This is a genomic window from Shinella sp. WSD5-1, from assembly GCF_963942435.1.
Taxonomy (GTDB): Bacteria; Pseudomonadota; Alphaproteobacteria; order Rhizobiales; family Rhizobiaceae; genus Shinella; species Shinella yambaruensis.
The window spans coordinates 4,295,091-4,312,359 of the sequence record NZ_OZ012596.1 but is presented as its reverse complement, the minus strand read 5'-3'; the positions used below and the strand labels follow the sequence as shown (position 1 = coordinate 4,312,359).

The following is a 17,269-nucleotide window of genomic DNA, read 5'->3' as shown; positions in this document are numbered from 1 at the left end:
TTGTTTCCTCCCGAGGTGACGTGAAGTCCGCCCCCTCAGGATAGGGCGCCCGGCCCGTCAGGCAAGAGCCGGCGTTCAGCCGACGGCGCGGTCCTCTCCAAGGAAGGCCTGGCCGCCATGATCGAACTGCAGGCGCGCGAGGCGGGCGTAGAGCCCGTCCTGCCGGATGAGCGACTGGTGGGTGCCTTCCTCGACGATGCGGCCTGCCTCCATGACCAGGATGCGGTCGGCCTTCAGCACGGTGGCGAGACGGTGGGCGATGACGATCGTCGTGCGCTTGCCCATCTGGCCGTCGAGGGCCTTCTGGACGAGCGTCTCGCTTTCCGCGTCGAGGGCGGAGGTCGCCTCGTCGAGAAGCAGCAGCGGGGCGTCCTTGAGGATGGCGCGGGCGATGGCGATGCGCTGACGCTGGCCGCCCGACAGCGTGACGCCGCGTTCGCCGACCATGGTGTCATAGCCCCTATCGAGCCGTTCGATGAACTCTTCCGCCTGCGCCGCCCTTGCGGCGGCCCGCACGGCCTCGTCGCTGACGCCGGACATGCCGAAGGCGATGTTGTCGCGGATGGTCGCTGCGAAGATGGTGACGTCCTGCGGCACGAGCGCGATGCGGCGGCGCAGCTCGTGCGGATCGGCTGCACGAAGATCGACGCCGTCGAGAAGCACGGTGCCGGCATCGGGATCATAGAAGCGCAGCACCAGCGAGAGGATCGTGCTTTTGCCGGCGCCGGAAGGGCCGACGATGGCAACGGTCTCGCCGTGCTTCACCGCAAAGGTCAGGCCGTTGATACTGCGATAGCCGGGACGGGCAGGGTAGGCGAAATGCACATCATTGAAGGTCAGGTCACCGCGCGCGGGCAGCGGCAGGGCCACGGGGTTCGCGGGCGCGGTGATCGCCGGCGGCTCTTCCAGGAGCTCGGTCAGGCGCTCGGCTGCACCGGCGGCCTGCGAAAGCTCGCCCCAGACTTCCGACAGCGCGCCGAGGCTGCCGGCGGCAAAGACCGCATAGAGCAGGAACTGGCCGAGCGTGCCGGCCGAAAGCGTGCCCGACAGCACGTCGCGGGCGCCGAACCAGAGCACGGCGACGACCGAGCCGAAGATCATGGCAATGGCAAAGCCGGTCAGCAGCGAGCGGGCGCGAATGGCGGAGCGTGCGGCGCCATAGGCCTGCTCGACCGCGCCGAAGAAGCGGGCGCGGGCGGCGTCTTCCGCATTGAAGGCCTGCAGCGTGCGCGTGGCGCCGATCGCCTCGCCAGCATAGGCGGAGGCGGCCGCCAGCGTGTCCTGCGCCTCGCGCGAGCGGCGGCGCACCGAGCGGCCGAAGGCGACGAGCGGGAAGACGATGATGGGAATGGCGGCGATGACGAGGCTGGAGAGCTTCGGGCTGGTATAGACCATCATGGCGATGGCGCCGAGACAGAGGATGAGGTTGCGCAGCGCGACGGAGGCGGTGGCGCCGACGGCGGACTTGATCTGCGTCGTATCGGCCGTCAGCCGCGAGACGATCTCGCCGGACTGGTTGACGTCGAAGAAGGCGGGCGAGAGCTTCGTCACATGGGAAAAGACGTCGCGGCGCAGGTCTGCCACGATGCGCTCTCCGAGCGTGATGACGAAGTAGTAGCGCATGGCGCTCGCCAGCGCGAGCAGGCCGGCCAGCGCGAACAGCATCGTGAAGTAGGTGTTGATGAAACCCGCATCGGCGCCGGAAAAGCCGTGGTCGATCATGCGGCGCACGGCGAGCGGCAGGGCGAGCGTGGTGACGGCGGCCATGACGAGCGCTGCCAGCGCCCCGGCGACGAGGCCGCGATAGCGACTGATATAGGGAGCAAGCCTGCCCAGCGGACGAATGTTGCGGCGCGCCGATTTTTCCTGCGCGCCCTTCTCTCTGTCTGTGGACACCATACCCCCGTTTCCAGCGCCTTCAGGCACGAATTGTCTTTCGGCTCTTGTTATCCGGACGGCCTTCCTGTATAGGCTCGCCATCGAATTGGGAAGCCGTAGGTCCGACCGACCGCGGCTTCATTTACGTCTTTGGCCCCGCTGTCGCAATCCATTGCGACAATTGGCCCCCGGAACAGGCAGGAAAGTTGTCATGAAGGCTGATATTCATCCCGCATACCACACCATCAAGGTCGTGATGACCGACGGCACCGAGTACGAAACCCGTTCGACCTGGGGTTCGGAAGGCGCGACGATGAACCTCGAAATCGACCCGAAGTCCCATCCGGCCTGGACCGGCGGCAACCAGCAGCTCATGGACCGCGGCGGCCGCGTCTCCAAGTTCAAGAAGCGCTTCGAAGGCCTCGGCCTCTAATCCGCCTGCTTCGGAAGAGTTTGAGAAACCCGGCTTCGGCCGGGTTTTTTGTTGCTTACGGCGCGGGATGATCGCCCCTCACCTGCCTGCCGGCATCCTCTCCCCGCAAGCGGGGCGAGGAAGGCTGGCGTGCCGTTTTCCCACAATCGCTTACCTGCAGAGGCAGGGAAACCGGCGCGACACCCCCTTCTCCCCGCCTGCGGGGAGAAGGTCCCGGCAGGGGGATGAGGGGCGGGCCTCCGTTGCAAACAAAAAACCCGGCCGAAGCCGGGTTGTCTCGTGTGATGCGCTTGCGGCTGCTCAGTTGCTGCCGAAGGCCGTCTGCAACAGGTTGATCTGGGCCTGGACGCTGTTCTGGTTGTCGGGCGCGAAGGTCTGGACGTCCTGCGGGCGATAGATCTCGCGGTCGAGCAGGGCGATGCGGTTCTGCAGGCGCAGCGAGCGTTCGATGAGGTCGCGGAAGGCTTCCGGCAGGTCGTTCCAGCCGGGCGCGGTCTTGTCGACGTTGAAGCTGTCGAGGCGGACCTTGTTCTTTTCCGAAAGCACCTGGTCTCGGCTCATCTCGCCATTGTTGACGGCGCGCTGCAGGAGCAGCCAGGAGGCCATCTGCATCAGGCGGGTGGTGAGGCGCATCGATTCGGCCGCATAGAGCACCGAGGCCATGCGGGGCAGCACCTTGGAGGCCTGGCGGCCGACGCCGTCCAGATAGCTCGCGGTCTCCTCGACCAGACCCATGCCCTCGGCGTACAGGGACTTGAATTGCGCCGACGCCGCAACGTGGCCAGCGAAGCTGACGGTATTCAATCCTCTTTCGGACATGGTTTCATCCCTGTTGAACGCATCACATGCAGGTAACGGAAGGTCGGCCTGCGGTGTTCCAATCGGCCGGTCTGTGTCGTGAGGATGATCCCATAACCCAATTCGCGCAAGGGTATTCTTAAGAAAGGGTTAATCTCCACAATTCTTTCGGGACAGGCCGTGCGTGGGGCGGCGGCGAGCAAAAAAAGAGCCGCGGGAAGCGGCTCTCAAGGTAAAACAGGGAGAAAAATCAGACCGAAACCCCGGGGGGTGAAAATGTCTGAATCCGGAAGGACCGGATGCACAAGTAATAACAGGGAAGGCTTAATGGCCGGTTAACTTTATTGGTGGTTTGCTCGTGCCTGTGCCTTTTCGGCAAGGCTGCGGCAATCCGGCACAGGTTCAGCGGAACAGGTTTTCCGCCGCCGAGCGGCTCGCGCCCTTCTTCAGCTTCTCCGCCTCCAGCCGTTCGATTTCCGCGCGCAGGAGGTCGATTCGGGCGGCAAGCTCGTCGACGGAAAGCAGCGAGAGGTCGCTGCCGATCTCATGGGCGATCTTCTTCACGGGGCGATCGTCTTCGAAAAAGCTCATGCGGGGCGCTCCTCCTGTTGCTCGTCGGCGGCCTGCGGCTGGGCGAGGGCGCGCGGCGAAAGCTGTAGGCTTTCCGGCGTGGTGAGCGTGCCGGGGTTGAGGGTCGTGTAGGTCTCGCGCATCTCGGCCGGCAGCGCGGCGCGGCGGCGGCTGCGGAAGATGGCGTAGACGGTGATGAGGATATGCGCACAGCAGGTGACCATGAAGAGCGCATAGGGGCCGACCGCGGACATGATCGGGCCGCCGAGCGTCGGGCCGATGATCGTGCCGACGCCGTAGAGCAGCAGGAGGCCGCCGGAGACCTTGACGAAGTCCTCGGGGCTGGCGAAGTCGTTGGCGTGCGAGACGGCGATCGGGTAGAGCGCGTTCGCCATTGCGCCGTAGAGGGCCGTCAGCACCAGAAGCACGATGACGGAGGCCGGCTGGAAGACGAAGAGCGACAGGCCCGCCGCCGCGGCAATGGCCGAGAGGGCCGCGAGCACGATGCGCCGGTCGACCCGGTCGGACAGACGGCCGGCGGGCAGCTGCATGACGGCGCCGGCGAAGATGGCGACGCTCATCATGATGGCGATCGTGCTGGAGGTGAGGCCGGCATTGGCGCCGAAGACCGCGCCGAGCGTGCCGAAGGCGCCATTGGCGATGCCGATCAGCACGATGCCGACGCTCGCGACCGGCGAGGTGCGGTAGAGGGCGGGGATGTCGAGCCTGACCTGCTTCAGCGGCTGCGGCGAGGCGGCGGTGGAGAGCGTTGTCGGCAGCATGGCGAGGCAATAGAGGATGCCGGCGAACATGAAGAGCATCGGCGTCGTGACGTCGCCCAGCGCCACGGTCATCTGGCCGCCGACGGTGCCGACGAGGGTGATGGCGATGTAGAGTGAGAAGATCAGCCCGCGGCTTTCATTGGTGGCGCGCTCGTTCAGCCAGCTTTCGATGATCATCGAGGTGCCGGCGATCGAGAAGCCGGTGACGGCGCGCAGCGCGATCCACCAGACCGGATCGACCAGCATGCCGGTGAGCAGCGCGATGATGGCGATCAGCGAGGCGAAGCCGGAAAAGGCGCGCACATGGCCGATGCGCTTGACCACGGTGGGCGCCAGAAGGCAGCCTAGAACGAAACCGGATGCCCAGGACGTGCCGAGCAGGCCGAGCATCGTCGTCTCATAACCTTCGAAGGCGCCGCGCATGGGCAGGAGCAGGCCGTGCAGGCCGTTCCCGAGGAAGAGGAACAACGTGCCCATGAGAAGCGCGAAGACGGAAATGAGGTTTTTACGCATGAGGTTTTCGTGAGTTTCGCCAATGGGTAAGGAATAGCGTACCTGCCACCGATTGCCAGATGCAAAGCGCGCGGGCGAGCGATTTTCAGGCGCCACGCTGATCGCTTGGAAAAGTGTCTGAGGTGTGACAGGAAGGGCGGAGAAAGGCCGCCATGTCGAAAATCCTGCCCGCCCTGCTTCTCGCCGTCATGCTGCTGCATCTCGTCCGGCCCCTCGGCCTGCCGGGGTTGAGACGGCGCGCGGATTTCTGGAAGATCGCCGTCGTCGCCATTGCCTTGATGATGCTGACCGTGCTGATCCGGCCGTAACAAGATGTTGCCCAACAGGACCTGCCGCGACCAGAAGGCCGCAAACCTCTCCTCGTCATGGTCGGGCCTGACCTGATCATCCATCCTCCGGGCGCGATGGTGGCTCCTCGGCTCGGAGGCCGAGGATGACGGCAGTGGGCGGCGCGAGGGTTGCTGCTGGATCCTGAAACGCAAAAGGGCCACCCGAAGGTGGCCCCCATGAGGTTTGGTCCGGTGCGGACCCGGGCCTTGCGGCCCGAAGGAAGGCGGGGATCAGAACGAGGGCTGCCTCGTTGCGTTCACCACAATTCCCATGCCCGAAGCCAAGACCGAAATCTCATTAGACATTGGATCACCTTCCTTTCTCAACGTTGACGATAAGAGGAATGTAAGCGATCCGACGCCAAGCGCAAGGGTTCTGCCGTTATTTCTGCTGGTGCAGGACGTCGACGCCCGGCAGGGGCTTGCCTTCCATCCATTCCAGGAACGCGCCGCCGGCGGTCGAGACATAGGTGAAATCATCCGCGACGCCGGCATGGTTGAGGGCGGCAACGGTATCGCCGCCGCCGGCGACGGAAACCAGCTTGCCTTCCTTGGTGCGGGCAGCGGCGTGTTTGGCGGCGGAGACCGTCGCGGCGTCGAAGGGCGCGATCTCGAAGGCACCCAGCGGGCCGTTCCAGACGAGCGTCGCGGCGCGCGAGATCCAGGCATTGACCGCCTCGACCGTCTTCGGACCGACATCGAGCATCATGGCATCGGCCGGGATGGCGTTGACGTCGACCACCTGGTTCTCGGCATTGGCCTTGAACTCGCGGGCGACGACGCCGTCTTCCGGCAACACGATGGCGCAGGTGGCGGTCGCCGCCTCGATCATGATCTGCTTGGCGGTGTCTGCAAGATCATGCTCGCAGAGCGACTTGCCGACATTGGTGCCGCGGGCGGCGAGGAAGGTGTTCGCCATGCCGCCGCCGATGACCAGCGCGTCGACCTTCTTCACGAGGTTCATCAGGAGGTCGATCTTGGTGGAGACCTTCGCCCCGCCGACGATGGCGACGACCGGACGGGCCGGGTTGCCGAGGCCCTTCTCGAGGGCTTCCAGCTCGGCCTGCATGGTGCGGCCGGCATAGGCGGGCAGGAGGTACGCCAGGCCCTCGGTGGAGGCATGGGCGCGGTGGGCGGCGGAGAAGGCGTCGTTGACGAAGATGTCGCCGTTTGCGGCCAGAGCGGCGGTGAAGTCCGGGTTGTTCTTCTCCTCGCCCTTGTGGAAGCGGGTGTTTTCCAGAAGCAGGACATCGCCGTTACCCATGGCGGCGATGGCGGCGGCGGCCGGCTCGCCGGTGCAATCGGCGGCAAAGCCGACCTTCCTGCCGAGGACGTCGTTGACGGCGGGCAGGATCTGCTCCAGCGACATTTCAGTGACGACCTCACCCTTCGGGCGGCCGAAATGGGCGAGGAGGATGACCTTCGCGCCCTTTTCCGAGAGTTCGCGGATGGTCGGGGCGACGCGTTCGATGCGGGTCGCATCGGTGACCTTGCCGTCCTTGACCGGAACGTTGAGATCGACGCGGACGAGCACGCGCTTGCCGGCGATGTCGGTGAGGTTGTCGAGGGTCTTGAAGGTCATGAGGAGTGGGCTCCCGTCAAAGTCTTGTAAATAGGGTGGGGTAGTCGGTCACGAAGCCGTCGGCATCGACCGGAAGCTCCGCGCTGAATGTGCGATCCGCCGCTTCATAGAGGTAACGGCTCGCCGGCGCGAGGCAGGTATAGTGCTGGCCGTCCACGAAGGGCATGAACGTATCGAACGGGACGTAGACCATGGCCAGCGTCGTTTTCCCATGTTCGACGGAAAGACCCAGCCGCCGGATCGGCAACGTGTTGGTGAAGGGCGAGCCGGCGAGATCGATGTCCATGCAGCCATCGAAGGCGGGAAGGGGTTTTCCGTCCTCTCCGCTCCAGCGGCCTTCGCCATCCGATGTCATCGCGATGCGCCGGCCGGCCATGTCTTCGACGAGGAAGGCGCGGACGCGCCAGGCGGTATCGAGATCGATGCGGTAGCGAACGCCGAAGGGCCGGTTGCCGTGGTCGCCGATCACGGTGCTTTCGGCCCGAAGGCCGCCATCGACGGCGCGCACGGTCAGGTGTTCCAGCCCCTCGCCCTCCAACGGACGCCAGCGGACCGTCTTGAGGACAAGGGGCGGGAACATGTTTGGCGTCCTTAGATCAGCTTGCCGAGGGCAACGGCCGTGTCGGACATGCGGTTCGAGAAGCCCCACTCGTTGTCGTACCAGGAAAGGATGCGCACGAGGTTGCCGTCGAGGACCTTGGTCTGGTCGGCGGCGAAGTTCGAGGAGTGGCTGTCGTGGTTGAAGTCGATCGAGACCAGCGGGCCGGTGACGTAGTCGAGGATGCCCTTCAGCTCGCCTTCGGCGGCTTCCTTGATGGCGGCATTGACTTCCTCGGCGGTGACGTTGCGCTTCGGCACGAACTTCAGGTCGACGACCGAGACGTTCGGGGTCGGCACGCGGATGGCCGAACCGTCGAGCTTGCCTTTCAGCTGCGGCAGCACGAGGCCGACGGCCTTGGCGGCGCCGGTCGAGGTCGGGATCATCGACAGGGCCGCCGCGCGGGCGCGGTAGAGATCCTTGTGCATGGTGTCGAGGGTCGGCTGGTCACCCGTGTAGGAGTGAACCGTCGTCATGTAGCCCTTCTCGATGCCGAAGGCCTTGTCGAGCACGTAGGCGACCGGAGCAAGGCAGTTCGTCGTGCACGAGGCGTTGGAGATGACGAGGTCGTCCTTGGTCAGCGTGTTGTGGTTGACGCCGTAGACGATGGTCTTGTCGGCGTTGTCGCACGGGGCCGAGACGATGACGCGCTTGGAGCCGTTGGCGAGGTGCGCGCCGGCCTTTTCCTTCGTCGTGAACAGGCCGGTGCATTCCAGCGCGATATCGACGTCGCCCCAGGGCAGTTCCTTCGGGTCGCGGATGGCGGTGACGCGGATCGGGCCGCGGCCGACGTCGATCGTGTCGCCGGAAACGGTGACGGTGCCCGGGAACTTGCCGTGCACGGAATCATAGCGAACGAGATGCGCGTTGGTCTCGACCGGGCCGAGGTCGTTGACGGCGACGACCTCGATGTCGGTGCGGCCGGATTCGACGATGGCGCGCAGAACGTTGCGGCCGATGCGGCCAAAACCGTTGATGGCAACTTTCACAGTCATGTGGGGTCTCTCCCTATCAATAAACGTTTGGCGGGGTAGGGCGCGGCGGGCCGCGCCTTACGCACTCAGGCGAGCTTGGCTTCCGCGGCGGCGACGACGGCCTCCGGCGTGATGCCGAAGTGCTTGTAGAGGTCCTTGTAGGGACCGGACGCGCCGAAGGAGGACATGCCGATGAAGGTGCCGTCCGAGCCGATGAAGTGATCCCAGCCCTGGCGGATGCCGGCTTCAATGGCGATCTTGACCGGCGAATTGCCGATGACCGCCTGCTGGTAGGCTTCCGGCTGCTCGGCGAAGAGCTCGACGCAGGGAACCGAGACGACGCGGGTCGAAACGCCCTTGGCCGACAGCGCCTGCTGGGCCTTCACCGCGATCTCGATTTCCGAGCCGGAGGCGAACAGCGTCACCTTCGCGTCGCTGGCGGAGACGAGATCGTAAGCGCCGCGGGCGCAAAGATTCTCTTCCTCGTATTCCAGACGCACCGGCATCAGGTTCTGGCGGGTCAGCGCGATGGCCGACGGGCGGTTGTGGCTTTCCAGCGCAAGCTGCCAGCATTCGGCCGTTTCCGTGGCGTCGGCCGGGCGGAAGACGAGCAGGTTCGGGATGGCGCGCAGCGCCGCCATGTGCTCGACCGGCTGGTGCGTCGGGCCGTCCTCGCCAAGGCCGATGGAATCGTGCGTCAGGACGTGGATGACGCGGATGCCCATCAGCGCGGCAAGGCGGATCGACGGGCGGCAGTAATCGGAGAAGATCAGGAAGCCGCCGGAATAGGGGATGAGGCCGCCATGCAGCGCCATGCCGTTCATCGCCGCCGCCATGCCGTGCTCGCGCACGCCGTAATGGATGTAGCGGCCGGAGAAGTCGGTCGGGGTGATCGACTTGGTCTGGCTGGTCTTGGTGTTGTTCGAGCCGGTGAGGTCGGCCGAGCCGCCGATGGTTTCGAGGAGAACGCCGTTGATGACTTCGAGGGCGTCTTCCGAAGCCTTGCGGGTGGCCGGGTTCGGTTTGGTTTCGGCAAGCTTCTTCTTGTAGGCGGCAATCGCCGGTTCGAGGCCGCTCTCGAGGTCGCCGGCAAAGCGGCGGACGAACTGGGCCTTCTTCTCGGCGTCCGTCTTTTCGAGACGCGCTTCCCATTCCTTGTGCGTCTTGGCCGAGCGCAGGCCCGCGAGACGCCAGGCGTCGAGCACGTCGGAGGGCACGACGAAGGCTTCCGATTCCCAGTTCAGCGCCTTGCGGGTGGCGGCGATCTCTTCCGCGCCGAGCGGCGAACCGTGCACCTTGTGCGTGCCGGCCTTGTTCGGGGCGCCCCAGCCGATCGTCGTCTTGCAGGCGATCATGGTCGGCTTGTCGGACTTCTGCGCCACTTCGATCGCCGCGGCGATCGCATCCGGATCATGGCCGTCGACGGCGATCGTGTTCCAGTTCGAGGCGCGGAAGCGGGCGTGCTGGTCGGTCGAGTCGGCGATCGAGATCGGGCCGTCGATGGAGATGTTGTTGTCGTCCCAGAACACGATCAGCTTGTTGAGCTTCAGGTGGCCGGCGAGCGAGATTGCTTCCTGGCTGATCCCCTCCATGAGGCAGCCGTCACCTGCAAGAACGTAGGTGTAGTGTTCGATGAGGTCGGAACCGAACTCGTCGCGCAGCTTGCGTTCGGCGAGCGCCATGCCGACGGCGTTGGCGATGCCCTGGCCGAGCGGACCGGTGGTCGTCTCGATGCCGGCGGCGTGGCCGTATTCCGGGTGGCCGGCGGTCCTGGCGCCGAGCTGGCGGAAGTTCTTGATCTCGTCGATCGTGATGTCCTCGTAGCCCGTCAAGTACAGGAGCGAATAGAGGAGCATCGAGCCGTGGCCGGCCGACAGCACGAAGCGGTCGCGGTTCGGCCAGGACGGCGTCTTCGGATCGAAGGAGAGGAAGCGGGTGAAAAGAACCGTTGCGATGTCTGCTGCGCCCATGGGCAGGCCGGGGTGACCCGAGTTCGCCTTTTCCACGGCATCCATGGAAAGGAAGCGAATTGCGTTCGCCATCCGGTCGTGTTTTTCGCGAGAGATCATGACTGTTCCGTATTCTTCGGGGTTCAGGGCCGCTGCCCTTTCGGGCATCGGTTAGGAAGCGGGGTGACACATAGCAGGTGCACCGTCGGAGTCAACGAATTCGGCGGTTTTTCCGGCCTTTGAAGGCCGATTCCGCCGGCTTTTTTAGCGTTTTCGAAAGGGTGCGGGAGGGGGCTTGCGCTCCCTGCGGGAACGCTGATCCACAGGGGCTTTCCCGCGTGCACGGCCGCGCTGTTGACGCTCGGGCCCGCAGTTGAATACTGTCAACGCAAGAGAACCGGCGCTGGCGGCGGCGATTCGCGTTTTTTGAGAGTGCCGGTGAAGGCTTTATGACGAACGGGGAAACAGTCAGGGCGGCGATCGAGGAACTTCGCAGGGCGATACTCAGCCTCGACAATGCGCTCGACATGCGCTTCGACCGCGAGCGCGACCATGGCGAGGTCGAAGGCGAGGTGCGGCGGGTGAATGCCGACCGCTCGCGGCTCGCCCAAGAGCTCGACCAGTCCGAATTCCGTGCAAATCGCCTGGAGGAGGTCAACCGCGAGGTCTCCCGGCGGCTCGTCACGGCCATGGAAACCATCCGGGCCGTGCTCGACCGCTAGTCCCCGCAATCAGGAAAATCCGCATGGCACAGGTAACCGTACAGATCGATGGCAAGGCCTATCGCATGGCCTGCGAAGAGGGCCAGGAGGCGCATCTCGAAGAGCTCGCCTCCGGCTTCGATCAATATGTCGGGCACCTGAAGAGCCAGTTCGGCGAGATCGGCGACCTGCGCCTGACCGTCATGGCCGGCATCATGGTCATGGACGAGCTCAACGACGTCAGGCGCCGGCTGACCAAGCTGGAGGCGGAGACCGAGGACCTGCGCAAGGGCCGCGAAGGCGTGATGAGCGAGGTTTCCCGCAACGAGGATGCGATCGCCCAGGCGCTCGGTGAGCTGACCAGCCAGATCCAGGGCATGGCTGCGAAACTGTCCGGCAAGCCGCCGGTCAACTGAGCGGCAGAATTGCCACTGGCGAAGACGCCGGTTTGCGCCTATATATCGGATGCGATCTGCGCTTCCCGACAGGAACCACAATCCCTGGGGCCATACTCGATCCAAAGGGAGCTGTCCCTGACCCGGCCCGTGGGCTTGGTCACACGGTGCCCACCTACGTTTGTAGGCACCCAGGATCGTAACTCTCCATCGGTCGTCGCGGATCGTGCTTGTTCTAAAGCATGTTGCGCAAAAGTGCGCAGCGGTTTTGCGGCAACGACATGCGAAAAAACAGGGAGCTAAAGCGCAAGGAGCGAATCTGAAAGATCGCGGCGCGCTTTAGATTGCCAGCCGTTCGATGCGCTTGAACACGCCCTGGATTGTGCGGCTTTTCCCCTGGATCGGCTCGATCCTCATCTTCATCAGAAGCTCGTCGTCCGTGTTCAGGCGCATGCGGATGTTGAACGTCTTTCCGGAATAGGTCTTCCGCGTTCCCCGTTTCCAGAATCCGGCACCGCTTGCGGTGTCACGATCGCCGGTCTCCGCAAGTGCCGTCCAGTCGTTGTTGGCGATGATCTGGAGGGAGGCGCCGTTTTGGCGAATGGTGATGCGGCAGCTCGGGCATTCACCCGCATTCGAGGCGATCTGCTGCCACTCGCCGTGGAAGGCGTCTTCGGCGGCCACAGGCGCGGCAAATCCCGATATGCAGAATAAGGCTGCCGCCACCAGAAAACGCCGCATGCCCAAGTCCTTTCGTCGTCTCGCCTCGGTGTAATCTAGGCGTGTGACGGTGGCTTCGCGAGTCCCTCCAGCGTGTTTGTCGATCTATGGTTAAGGCACAAAAGAAAGGCCGCCCCGAGGGCGGCCTTCATGACGGAAGGGCAGTGCTTCTTGACAGGCCTCAAGCAGCCGCCTTCAGTTCCTTGTCGATCATGGCGCGCAGGCTGCCGAGGTCCTTGGCGAAGGCGCGGATGCCTTCGGAGAGCTTTTCGGTCGCCATGGCGTCTTCGTTCAGCATCCAGCGGAAGGCCTTCTCGTCGATCTTGATCGGCGAGACCCTGGCGACCTTTTCCGGCGAGAGCTTGCGCTCCAGCGTGCCTTCGGCGGCGTCGAGCTCTTCGAGCAGTGCCGGGCTGATCGTCAGGCGGTCGCAGCCGGCAAGGGCTTCGATCTCGCCGGTGTTGCGGAAGGAGGCGCCCATGACGATCGTGTCGATGCCGTTAGACTTGTAGTAGTCGTAGATGGCGCGGACGGAGAGCACGCCCGGATCCTCTTCCGCCGTGAAGGTCTTGCCGCTGGCCTTGACGTGCCAGTCGAGGATGCGGCCGACGAAGGGCGAGATGAGGAAGACGCCGGCATCGGCGCAGGCGATGGCCTGCGCCTTGTTGAAGAGCAGCGTCAGGTTGCAGTCGATGCCGTCCTTCTGGAGGACTTCCGCGGCGCGGATGCCTTCCCAGGTGGAGGCGAGCTTGATGAGGATGCGGTCGCGGGTGATGCCACGCGCCTCATAGGCCTTGATGATTTCGCGGCCCTTGGCGATGGAGGCTTCGGTGTCGAAGGAGAGGTCGGCGTCGACTTCGGTCGAGACGCGGCCGGGCACGAGTTCGGCAAGCGCCGCGCCGACGGAGATGGCAAGGCGGTCGGCCACGGCCGAGACGACGCCCTCGCGGTTGCCGCCCTGCGACTGGCCCCAGCGGATGGCTTCCGTGACGGTGTCGGCGAACATCGGCGTGCCGAGTGCCTTCAGGACGATCGTGGGGTTGGTGGTGCAATCGACCGGCTTCAGGCGGCGCACGGCTTCGATGTCGCCGGTGTCTGCCACGACGGTCGTCATCGCACGAAGTTGTTCAAGCTTGGACGTCATATCCGAAATCCCGAATGGTTGTTGCTGGGCCGCCGGGCGCTGGAACGCTCGGGCCCTCCTCCATGTTCCTGTGATAGCGCGCGCGGCGACCGTGCTTCCTGTTTCAGTCGCCGTGCGGGCCGGCACAACCAATCCGCCGACGGAATGCCGCCAGCCGATATGACGCGGACTATCATCGCTTCCGCGGGGAAAAGTCAAGCACTTTTGATCAATCTCTTGAACATATGTCGCATTTTTTGTTTCCTGTGTTATGGTGCGATCGAATATTGCAGAGAAAGATGGAGGCGACGTGGCAAGGCTCCGGCGCGACACACATACGGCCTATTCGGAATCGGCGGCACTGCGCCTGCGGGCGGCCTGGCTCTATTACAACCAAGGCCTCACCCAGAAGGACGTGGCGGAGAAGATCGGCGTCAGCCGCACCACGGTCATCCGCATGCTGGACGAGGCGCTGAAGCGCTCCGAGGTGCAGATCTGGATCAACGAGGGTGTCGCCGATTGCGTCGAGCTCGCCGTGCGGCTGGAGAAGGCCTATGGGCTCGACGAGGCCGTGGTGGTGCCGGCGGCCGACAGCGCCGAGGCGACCGCCAAGGGCGTGGGCCTCGCGCTCGGCCAGTTTCTCACCGAGGCGATCCCGGACGATTGCACGATCGGCGTCGGCTGGGGACGTACGCTCACCGCCTCGCTCGCCAGCTTCCGTCCGGCGCGGCGCGAACGGGTGAAGGTCGTCTCGCTGCTCGGCGGGGTCGTCGAGGCGCACCATATCAACCCGATCGAATACACCTGGCGGCTGGCGAGCCAGCTCGGCGCGGAGTGCTACCTGTTCCTGGCGCCGCTGCTCGTCGATTCGCGGGAGACCAAGCGCAGCCTCATCGAGAAATGCGGCCTGAAGATGCTGTTCGAACTGGCGGAGAACATGGATATCGCCGTCGTCAGCTGCGGCGACATCGGCCCGCGCTCTAGCTCGCTCTCGCGCGATTTCATCGCCCGCCACGAGCTGGAGGAGCTGATCGCGGCCGGCTGCGTCTGCGATACGATGTGCAATTTCCTCGACGCCGAGGGCCATACGATCGACCACCCGATCCGCCACCGGGTCATGTCCATCGACCTCGACACGGTCAGCAAGGCGCGTCACATCGTGCTCGTCTCGGGCGGCGCGCATCGCGCGCCGGCGATCCGCGCCACCATCCGCAGGGTCGGCTGCAACACGCTGATCACCGACGAGGGGGCGGCGCTCGCCATGCTGCGGCTGGCGGAGGCTTCCGCCGCCGCATAGGGCCCTAGATCAGCCTGAGGCGGACGGCGCGGGTGATCGCGCCGGTGATGTTGCGGGCGCCGAGCTTTTCGATGGCGCTGCGCATGGCGTCCGTCACGCGCGTCATGGCGATGTCGGTTTCGAGCACGATATCGGCCGGCGTCCTGCCGTTGGCGGCAAGTTCTAGGCACCGCTTTTCGATCTCGGTCAGCTCGGGGAGGGGGGAAAGATCATTTTCCGAGGACATGCGCCCCGCTTAAACGCTGCAGCCTGCCGCCGAAAGCACAAGCTGTCCCAATGCTTAACGGGCCGGCCCGGCTTTTCGCCGCCTTGTCCCGATGTGGCACAGCCGCCTTTCCCGCGTGCCAGTCGGCTTCTGCGACGTCCCGCCGTCGCAACCGGGATGGGGATTTGCCTTCCGGCGCTGCTAGCTGGTAAGCCACGCGCAGCAAGGCTGGAGACGACAGTGACACCGAAGGAACAGAAGGCGGCGATCCGCAACGAGCGGCTGGCGCTGCGCGATGCCATGGCGCCCGAGGCGCGTATCGAGGGCAGCCTTGCCATGGTGGAGCTTGCGGGCGACTGCATCGCATTTGCGCCTGGCACGGTGATTTCGGGTTTCTGGCCGATCCGTTCGGAGGCCGATATCCGCCCGCTGATGGCGCATCTTCGCACGCGCGGGGCGCGGCTTTGCCTTCCCGTCGTGCTCGACCGCGAGACGATCATCTTCCGGGAACTGGCCGTCGGCGCGCCGGTGGTCAAGACCGGCTTCGGCACGACCGGGCCGGGGCCGGACGCGGCGGTGCTCGATCCCGATATCCTCCTCGTGCCGCTCTCCGCCTTCGACCGGGCAGGCCACCGCATCGGCTACGGCGCCGGCCACTATGACCGGGCGATCGATCGCCTCAAGGCAAAAGGCCGTGTGCCGAGGCTGATCGGCATTGCTTTCGATTGCCAGGAAGTGGCATCAGTACCCGCGGAGCCGCACGACGTCGCGCTGGACGCGATCCTCACCGAAAGCGGCCTTCGTTTGTTCCAACAGGTTTCATAAGGTTCTTCGATGCGTTTTCTCTTTCTCGGCGACATGGTGGGCAAGACCGGGCGGACCGCCGTCTGGCAGCGCCTGCCGGGGCTGATCAGCGATCTCAAGCTGGATTTCGTCGTCGTCAACGGGGAGAACGCGGCCGGCGGCTTCGGCATCACGGAAGACATCTTCCTCGAGACGATCAATGCCGGCGCGGACGTCGTGACGACCGGCAACCACGTCTGGGACCAAAAGGAGGCCGTGACCTTCGCCAGCCGGCACGACCAGTTCCTGCGCCCCGCCAACTATCCCGCCGGCACGCCCGGCCGCGGCGCCAATCTCTTCATTGCGCGGAACGGCGCGCGCGTGCTCGTCGCCAACATCATGGGCCGGGTCTTCATGCATCCGGAACTCGACGACCCCTTCACCGCGGGCGAGACGATCCTCGCCTCCTGCCCGCTCGGCGAGCAAGCCGACGCCGTGATCTTCGATTTCCACGCGGAGGCGACCAGCGAGAAGCAGTGCTTCGGTCATTTCGTCGATGGCCGCGCCAGCGTCGTCGTCGGCACGCACACCCATGTGCCGACCGCCGATTGCCAGATCCTCAACGGCGGCACCGGCTACATGTCGGATGCCGGCATGTGCGGCGACTACGATTCCTCCCTCGGCATGGAGAAGGAGGAGCCGCTCAACCGCTTCATCTCAAAGATGCCGAAAGGCCGCTTCGAGGCGGCCTCCGGGCCGGCGACGATCTGCGGCCTGGCGGTCGATATCTCCGATCGCACCGGCCTTGCCGAAAAGATCGCGCCGCTTCGCCTCGGCCCGCGCCTTGCCGAAACCCTGCCGGATTTCTGGACCTAGAGAAATTCCAGCAAAAGTGCGAAGCGGTTTTGCGTCCGGAATTGCGACAAAACAAAAGGTTGAGTGTTTTCGCCGGAAAAGCGGAAACGCTCTGACGTCAGATCATGTGGCGCAGGTGATCGGCCGAGCCGTCGGTGAAGGTCAGGTGTGCCTTCACGCCGACATCCGGCTCCTCGTCCGGGTTGAAGTTGGCCTTGGCGATCTCCCAGCCGAATTTCAGCTTGCTGCCCGTCGAGGCCCAGACTTCCGCGTCCTCGATCTCCAGCGCCAGCATGGTGAGCTTCGGGTCGTCCTTGCCATGGTCGAACCAGGCTTCGACGATGGAGCTCCAGTATTCGTCGACCTTGATCGGATCCTTGCGCACGGAGATGCGGCCCGCAAGGCAGGCATGATAGTCATGGTCCTTGCCGACCACGCAGAAATGGGCGCGGGCGCCCGGTGAAATCGCCTCGACGATCTCCGCATCGGTCTTGGTGAAGAACCAGATCGTTGCGGTCTGGCGGTCGAGCTGCGGGGCCATCGGCTGCATGTGCATGTGGCTTCCGTCGACGCCGAGCATGCCGGCATGGATCCTGTCGATCTCGTCGAAAAGCTGCTCCTTCGGGTTTTCGCGTGCCTGGGTGAGGTTGGACATGGTTGCTCCTCGCAATCGTTGGATTGATGGACGGGGAACGTGAGGCGGCGGGCAAGGTTCCGCTCAACAAGCGCTCAACGGATTGTGATCGGCCGGCCCGCCGCACAATCTCGACCCATCGGCCCCGCG

19 protein-coding genes and 1 other RNA gene are annotated in these 17,269 nt (G+C 64.8%); 8 read left to right on the top strand and 12 right to left on the bottom strand.

What is annotated here, in order from left to right:
- Positions 1 to 75: 75 nt before the first annotated feature.
- Positions 76 to 1,899 carry an ABC transporter transmembrane domain-containing protein gene (locus tag AABQ55_RS21205; RefSeq protein WP_272806457.1) on the bottom strand — a complete coding sequence of 608 codons (1,824 nt, stop codon included), beginning with the start codon at positions 1,897 to 1,899 and terminating at the stop codon, positions 76 to 78.
- 190 nt (positions 1,900 to 2,089) lie between these two features.
- Here AABQ55_RS21205 and rpmE point away from each other — a divergent pair, with 190 nt between their 5' ends.
- Positions 2,090 to 2,311, top strand: coding sequence for a 50S ribosomal protein L31 (rpmE, locus tag AABQ55_RS21200; protein WP_023516320.1), 222 nt, complete (start codon positions 2,090 to 2,092; stop codon positions 2,309 to 2,311).
- A gap of 300 nt (positions 2,312 to 2,611) precedes the next feature.
- Here the strand turns inward: rpmE and rcdA are convergent, their stop codons facing one another.
- The 3 genes from rcdA to AABQ55_RS21185 all read right to left on the bottom strand — a co-directional run bounded on the left by rcdA (position 2,612) and on the right by AABQ55_RS21185 (position 4,974).
- Entirely contained in the window at positions 2,612 to 3,130 is a 519-nt protein-coding gene (rcdA, locus tag AABQ55_RS21195; protein ID WP_272806456.1) for a protease adaptor protein RcdA, read from the bottom strand.
- A gap of 381 nt (positions 3,131 to 3,511) precedes the next feature.
- Entirely contained in the window at positions 3,512 to 3,700 is a 189-nt protein-coding gene (locus AABQ55_RS21190) for a DUF1192 domain-containing protein (RefSeq protein ID WP_064331139.1), read from the bottom strand.
- A complete protein-coding gene (locus tag AABQ55_RS21185) occupies positions 3,697 to 4,974 on the bottom strand; it encodes an MFS transporter (protein ID WP_272806455.1) in 1,278 nt (425 codons plus the stop codon). Before AABQ55_RS21185 ends, AABQ55_RS21190 begins: the two co-directional genes overlap by 4 nt.
- Before the next feature lie 152 nt (positions 4,975 to 5,126).
- Here AABQ55_RS21185 and AABQ55_RS21180 point away from each other — a divergent pair, with 152 nt between their 5' ends.
- Positions 5,127 to 5,282: a hypothetical protein gene (locus AABQ55_RS21180; protein WP_244768316.1), complete on the top strand. Its 156-nt coding sequence runs from the start codon at positions 5,127 to 5,129 to the stop codon at positions 5,280 to 5,282.
- 403 nt (positions 5,283 to 5,685) lie between these two features.
- Here the strand turns inward: AABQ55_RS21180 and AABQ55_RS21175 are convergent, their stop codons facing one another.
- From AABQ55_RS21175 to tkt, 4 genes are all read right to left on the bottom strand, one after another.
- The gene (locus AABQ55_RS21175; protein WP_272806454.1) at positions 5,686 to 6,885 is read right to left on the bottom strand and encodes a phosphoglycerate kinase; all 1,200 of its coding nucleotides are present in this window, start codon (positions 6,883 to 6,885) and stop codon (positions 5,686 to 5,688) included.
- A 16-nt stretch (positions 6,886 to 6,901) separates the two neighbouring features.
- Positions 6,902 to 7,465, bottom strand: a complete 564-nt coding sequence (locus tag AABQ55_RS21170) for a putative glycolipid-binding domain-containing protein (RefSeq protein ID WP_272806453.1) — start codon at positions 7,463 to 7,465, stop codon at positions 6,902 to 6,904.
- An 11-nt stretch (positions 7,466 to 7,476) separates the two neighbouring features.
- The gene (gene gap, locus AABQ55_RS21165; RefSeq protein ID WP_272806452.1) at positions 7,477 to 8,478 is read right to left on the bottom strand and encodes a type I glyceraldehyde-3-phosphate dehydrogenase; all 1,002 of its coding nucleotides are present in this window, start codon (positions 8,476 to 8,478) and stop codon (positions 7,477 to 7,479) included.
- A gap of 65 nt (positions 8,479 to 8,543) precedes the next feature.
- Positions 8,544 to 10,526 carry a transketolase gene (gene tkt / locus AABQ55_RS21160; protein ID WP_272806451.1) on the bottom strand — a complete coding sequence of 661 codons (1,983 nt, stop codon included), beginning with the start codon at positions 10,524 to 10,526 and terminating at the stop codon, positions 8,544 to 8,546.
- 329 nt (positions 10,527 to 10,855) lie between these two features.
- Here tkt and AABQ55_RS21155 point away from each other — a divergent pair, with 329 nt between their 5' ends.
- From AABQ55_RS21155 to ssrS, 3 genes are all read left to right on the top strand, one after another.
- The gene (locus AABQ55_RS21155; RefSeq protein ID WP_037408596.1) at positions 10,856 to 11,128 is read left to right on the top strand and encodes a DUF4164 domain-containing protein; all 273 of its coding nucleotides are present in this window, start codon (positions 10,856 to 10,858) and stop codon (positions 11,126 to 11,128) included.
- A 23-nt stretch (positions 11,129 to 11,151) separates the two neighbouring features.
- Positions 11,152 to 11,523 (top strand): cell division protein ZapA, encoded by a 372-nt coding sequence (locus AABQ55_RS21150; RefSeq protein WP_244768321.1) that lies wholly within the window; start codon positions 11,152 to 11,154, stop codon positions 11,521 to 11,523.
- Positions 11,524 to 11,573: 50 nt separating this feature from the next.
- Positions 11,574 to 11,732, top strand: a non-coding RNA gene (gene ssrS, locus AABQ55_RS21145) — 6S RNA.
- A gap of 109 nt (positions 11,733 to 11,841) precedes the next feature.
- Here ssrS and AABQ55_RS21140 read toward each other — a convergent pair.
- Positions 11,842 to 12,249, bottom strand: a complete 408-nt coding sequence (locus AABQ55_RS21140; protein WP_272806450.1) for a hypothetical protein — start codon at positions 12,247 to 12,249, stop codon at positions 11,842 to 11,844.
- A gap of 154 nt (positions 12,250 to 12,403) precedes the next feature.
- Positions 12,404 to 13,366, bottom strand: coding sequence for a transaldolase (gene tal, locus AABQ55_RS21135; protein WP_272806449.1), 963 nt, complete (start codon positions 13,364 to 13,366; stop codon positions 12,404 to 12,406).
- Between the two features lie 289 nt (positions 13,367 to 13,655).
- On the opposite strand from tal, the gene AABQ55_RS21130 reads away from it, so the two are divergent.
- The gene (locus AABQ55_RS21130) at positions 13,656 to 14,642 is read left to right on the top strand and encodes a sugar-binding transcriptional regulator (protein ID WP_272806448.1); all 987 of its coding nucleotides are present in this window, start codon (positions 13,656 to 13,658) and stop codon (positions 14,640 to 14,642) included.
- Between the two features lie 4 nt (positions 14,643 to 14,646).
- On the opposite strand, the gene AABQ55_RS21125 is transcribed toward AABQ55_RS21130, so the two are convergent.
- On the bottom strand, positions 14,647 to 14,868 hold the full coding sequence (locus AABQ55_RS21125) for a LuxR C-terminal-related transcriptional regulator (RefSeq protein WP_244768325.1): 222 nt from the start codon (positions 14,866 to 14,868) through the stop codon (positions 14,647 to 14,649).
- A gap of 219 nt (positions 14,869 to 15,087) precedes the next feature.
- Here AABQ55_RS21125 and AABQ55_RS21120 point away from each other — a divergent pair, with 219 nt between their 5' ends.
- On the top strand, positions 15,088 to 15,672 hold the full coding sequence (locus tag AABQ55_RS21120; RefSeq protein WP_272806447.1) for a 5-formyltetrahydrofolate cyclo-ligase: 585 nt from the start codon (positions 15,088 to 15,090) through the stop codon (positions 15,670 to 15,672).
- Between the two features lie 9 nt (positions 15,673 to 15,681).
- The gene (locus AABQ55_RS21115; protein WP_244768327.1) at positions 15,682 to 16,506 is read left to right on the top strand and encodes a TIGR00282 family metallophosphoesterase; all 825 of its coding nucleotides are present in this window, start codon (positions 15,682 to 15,684) and stop codon (positions 16,504 to 16,506) included.
- Between the two features lie 97 nt (positions 16,507 to 16,603).
- Here the strand turns inward: AABQ55_RS21115 and AABQ55_RS21110 are convergent, their stop codons facing one another.
- On the bottom strand, positions 16,604 to 17,140 hold the full coding sequence (locus AABQ55_RS21110; RefSeq protein ID WP_244768328.1) for a pyridoxamine 5'-phosphate oxidase family protein: 537 nt from the start codon (positions 17,138 to 17,140) through the stop codon (positions 16,604 to 16,606).
- Between the last annotated feature and the right edge of the window lie 129 nt (positions 17,141 to 17,269).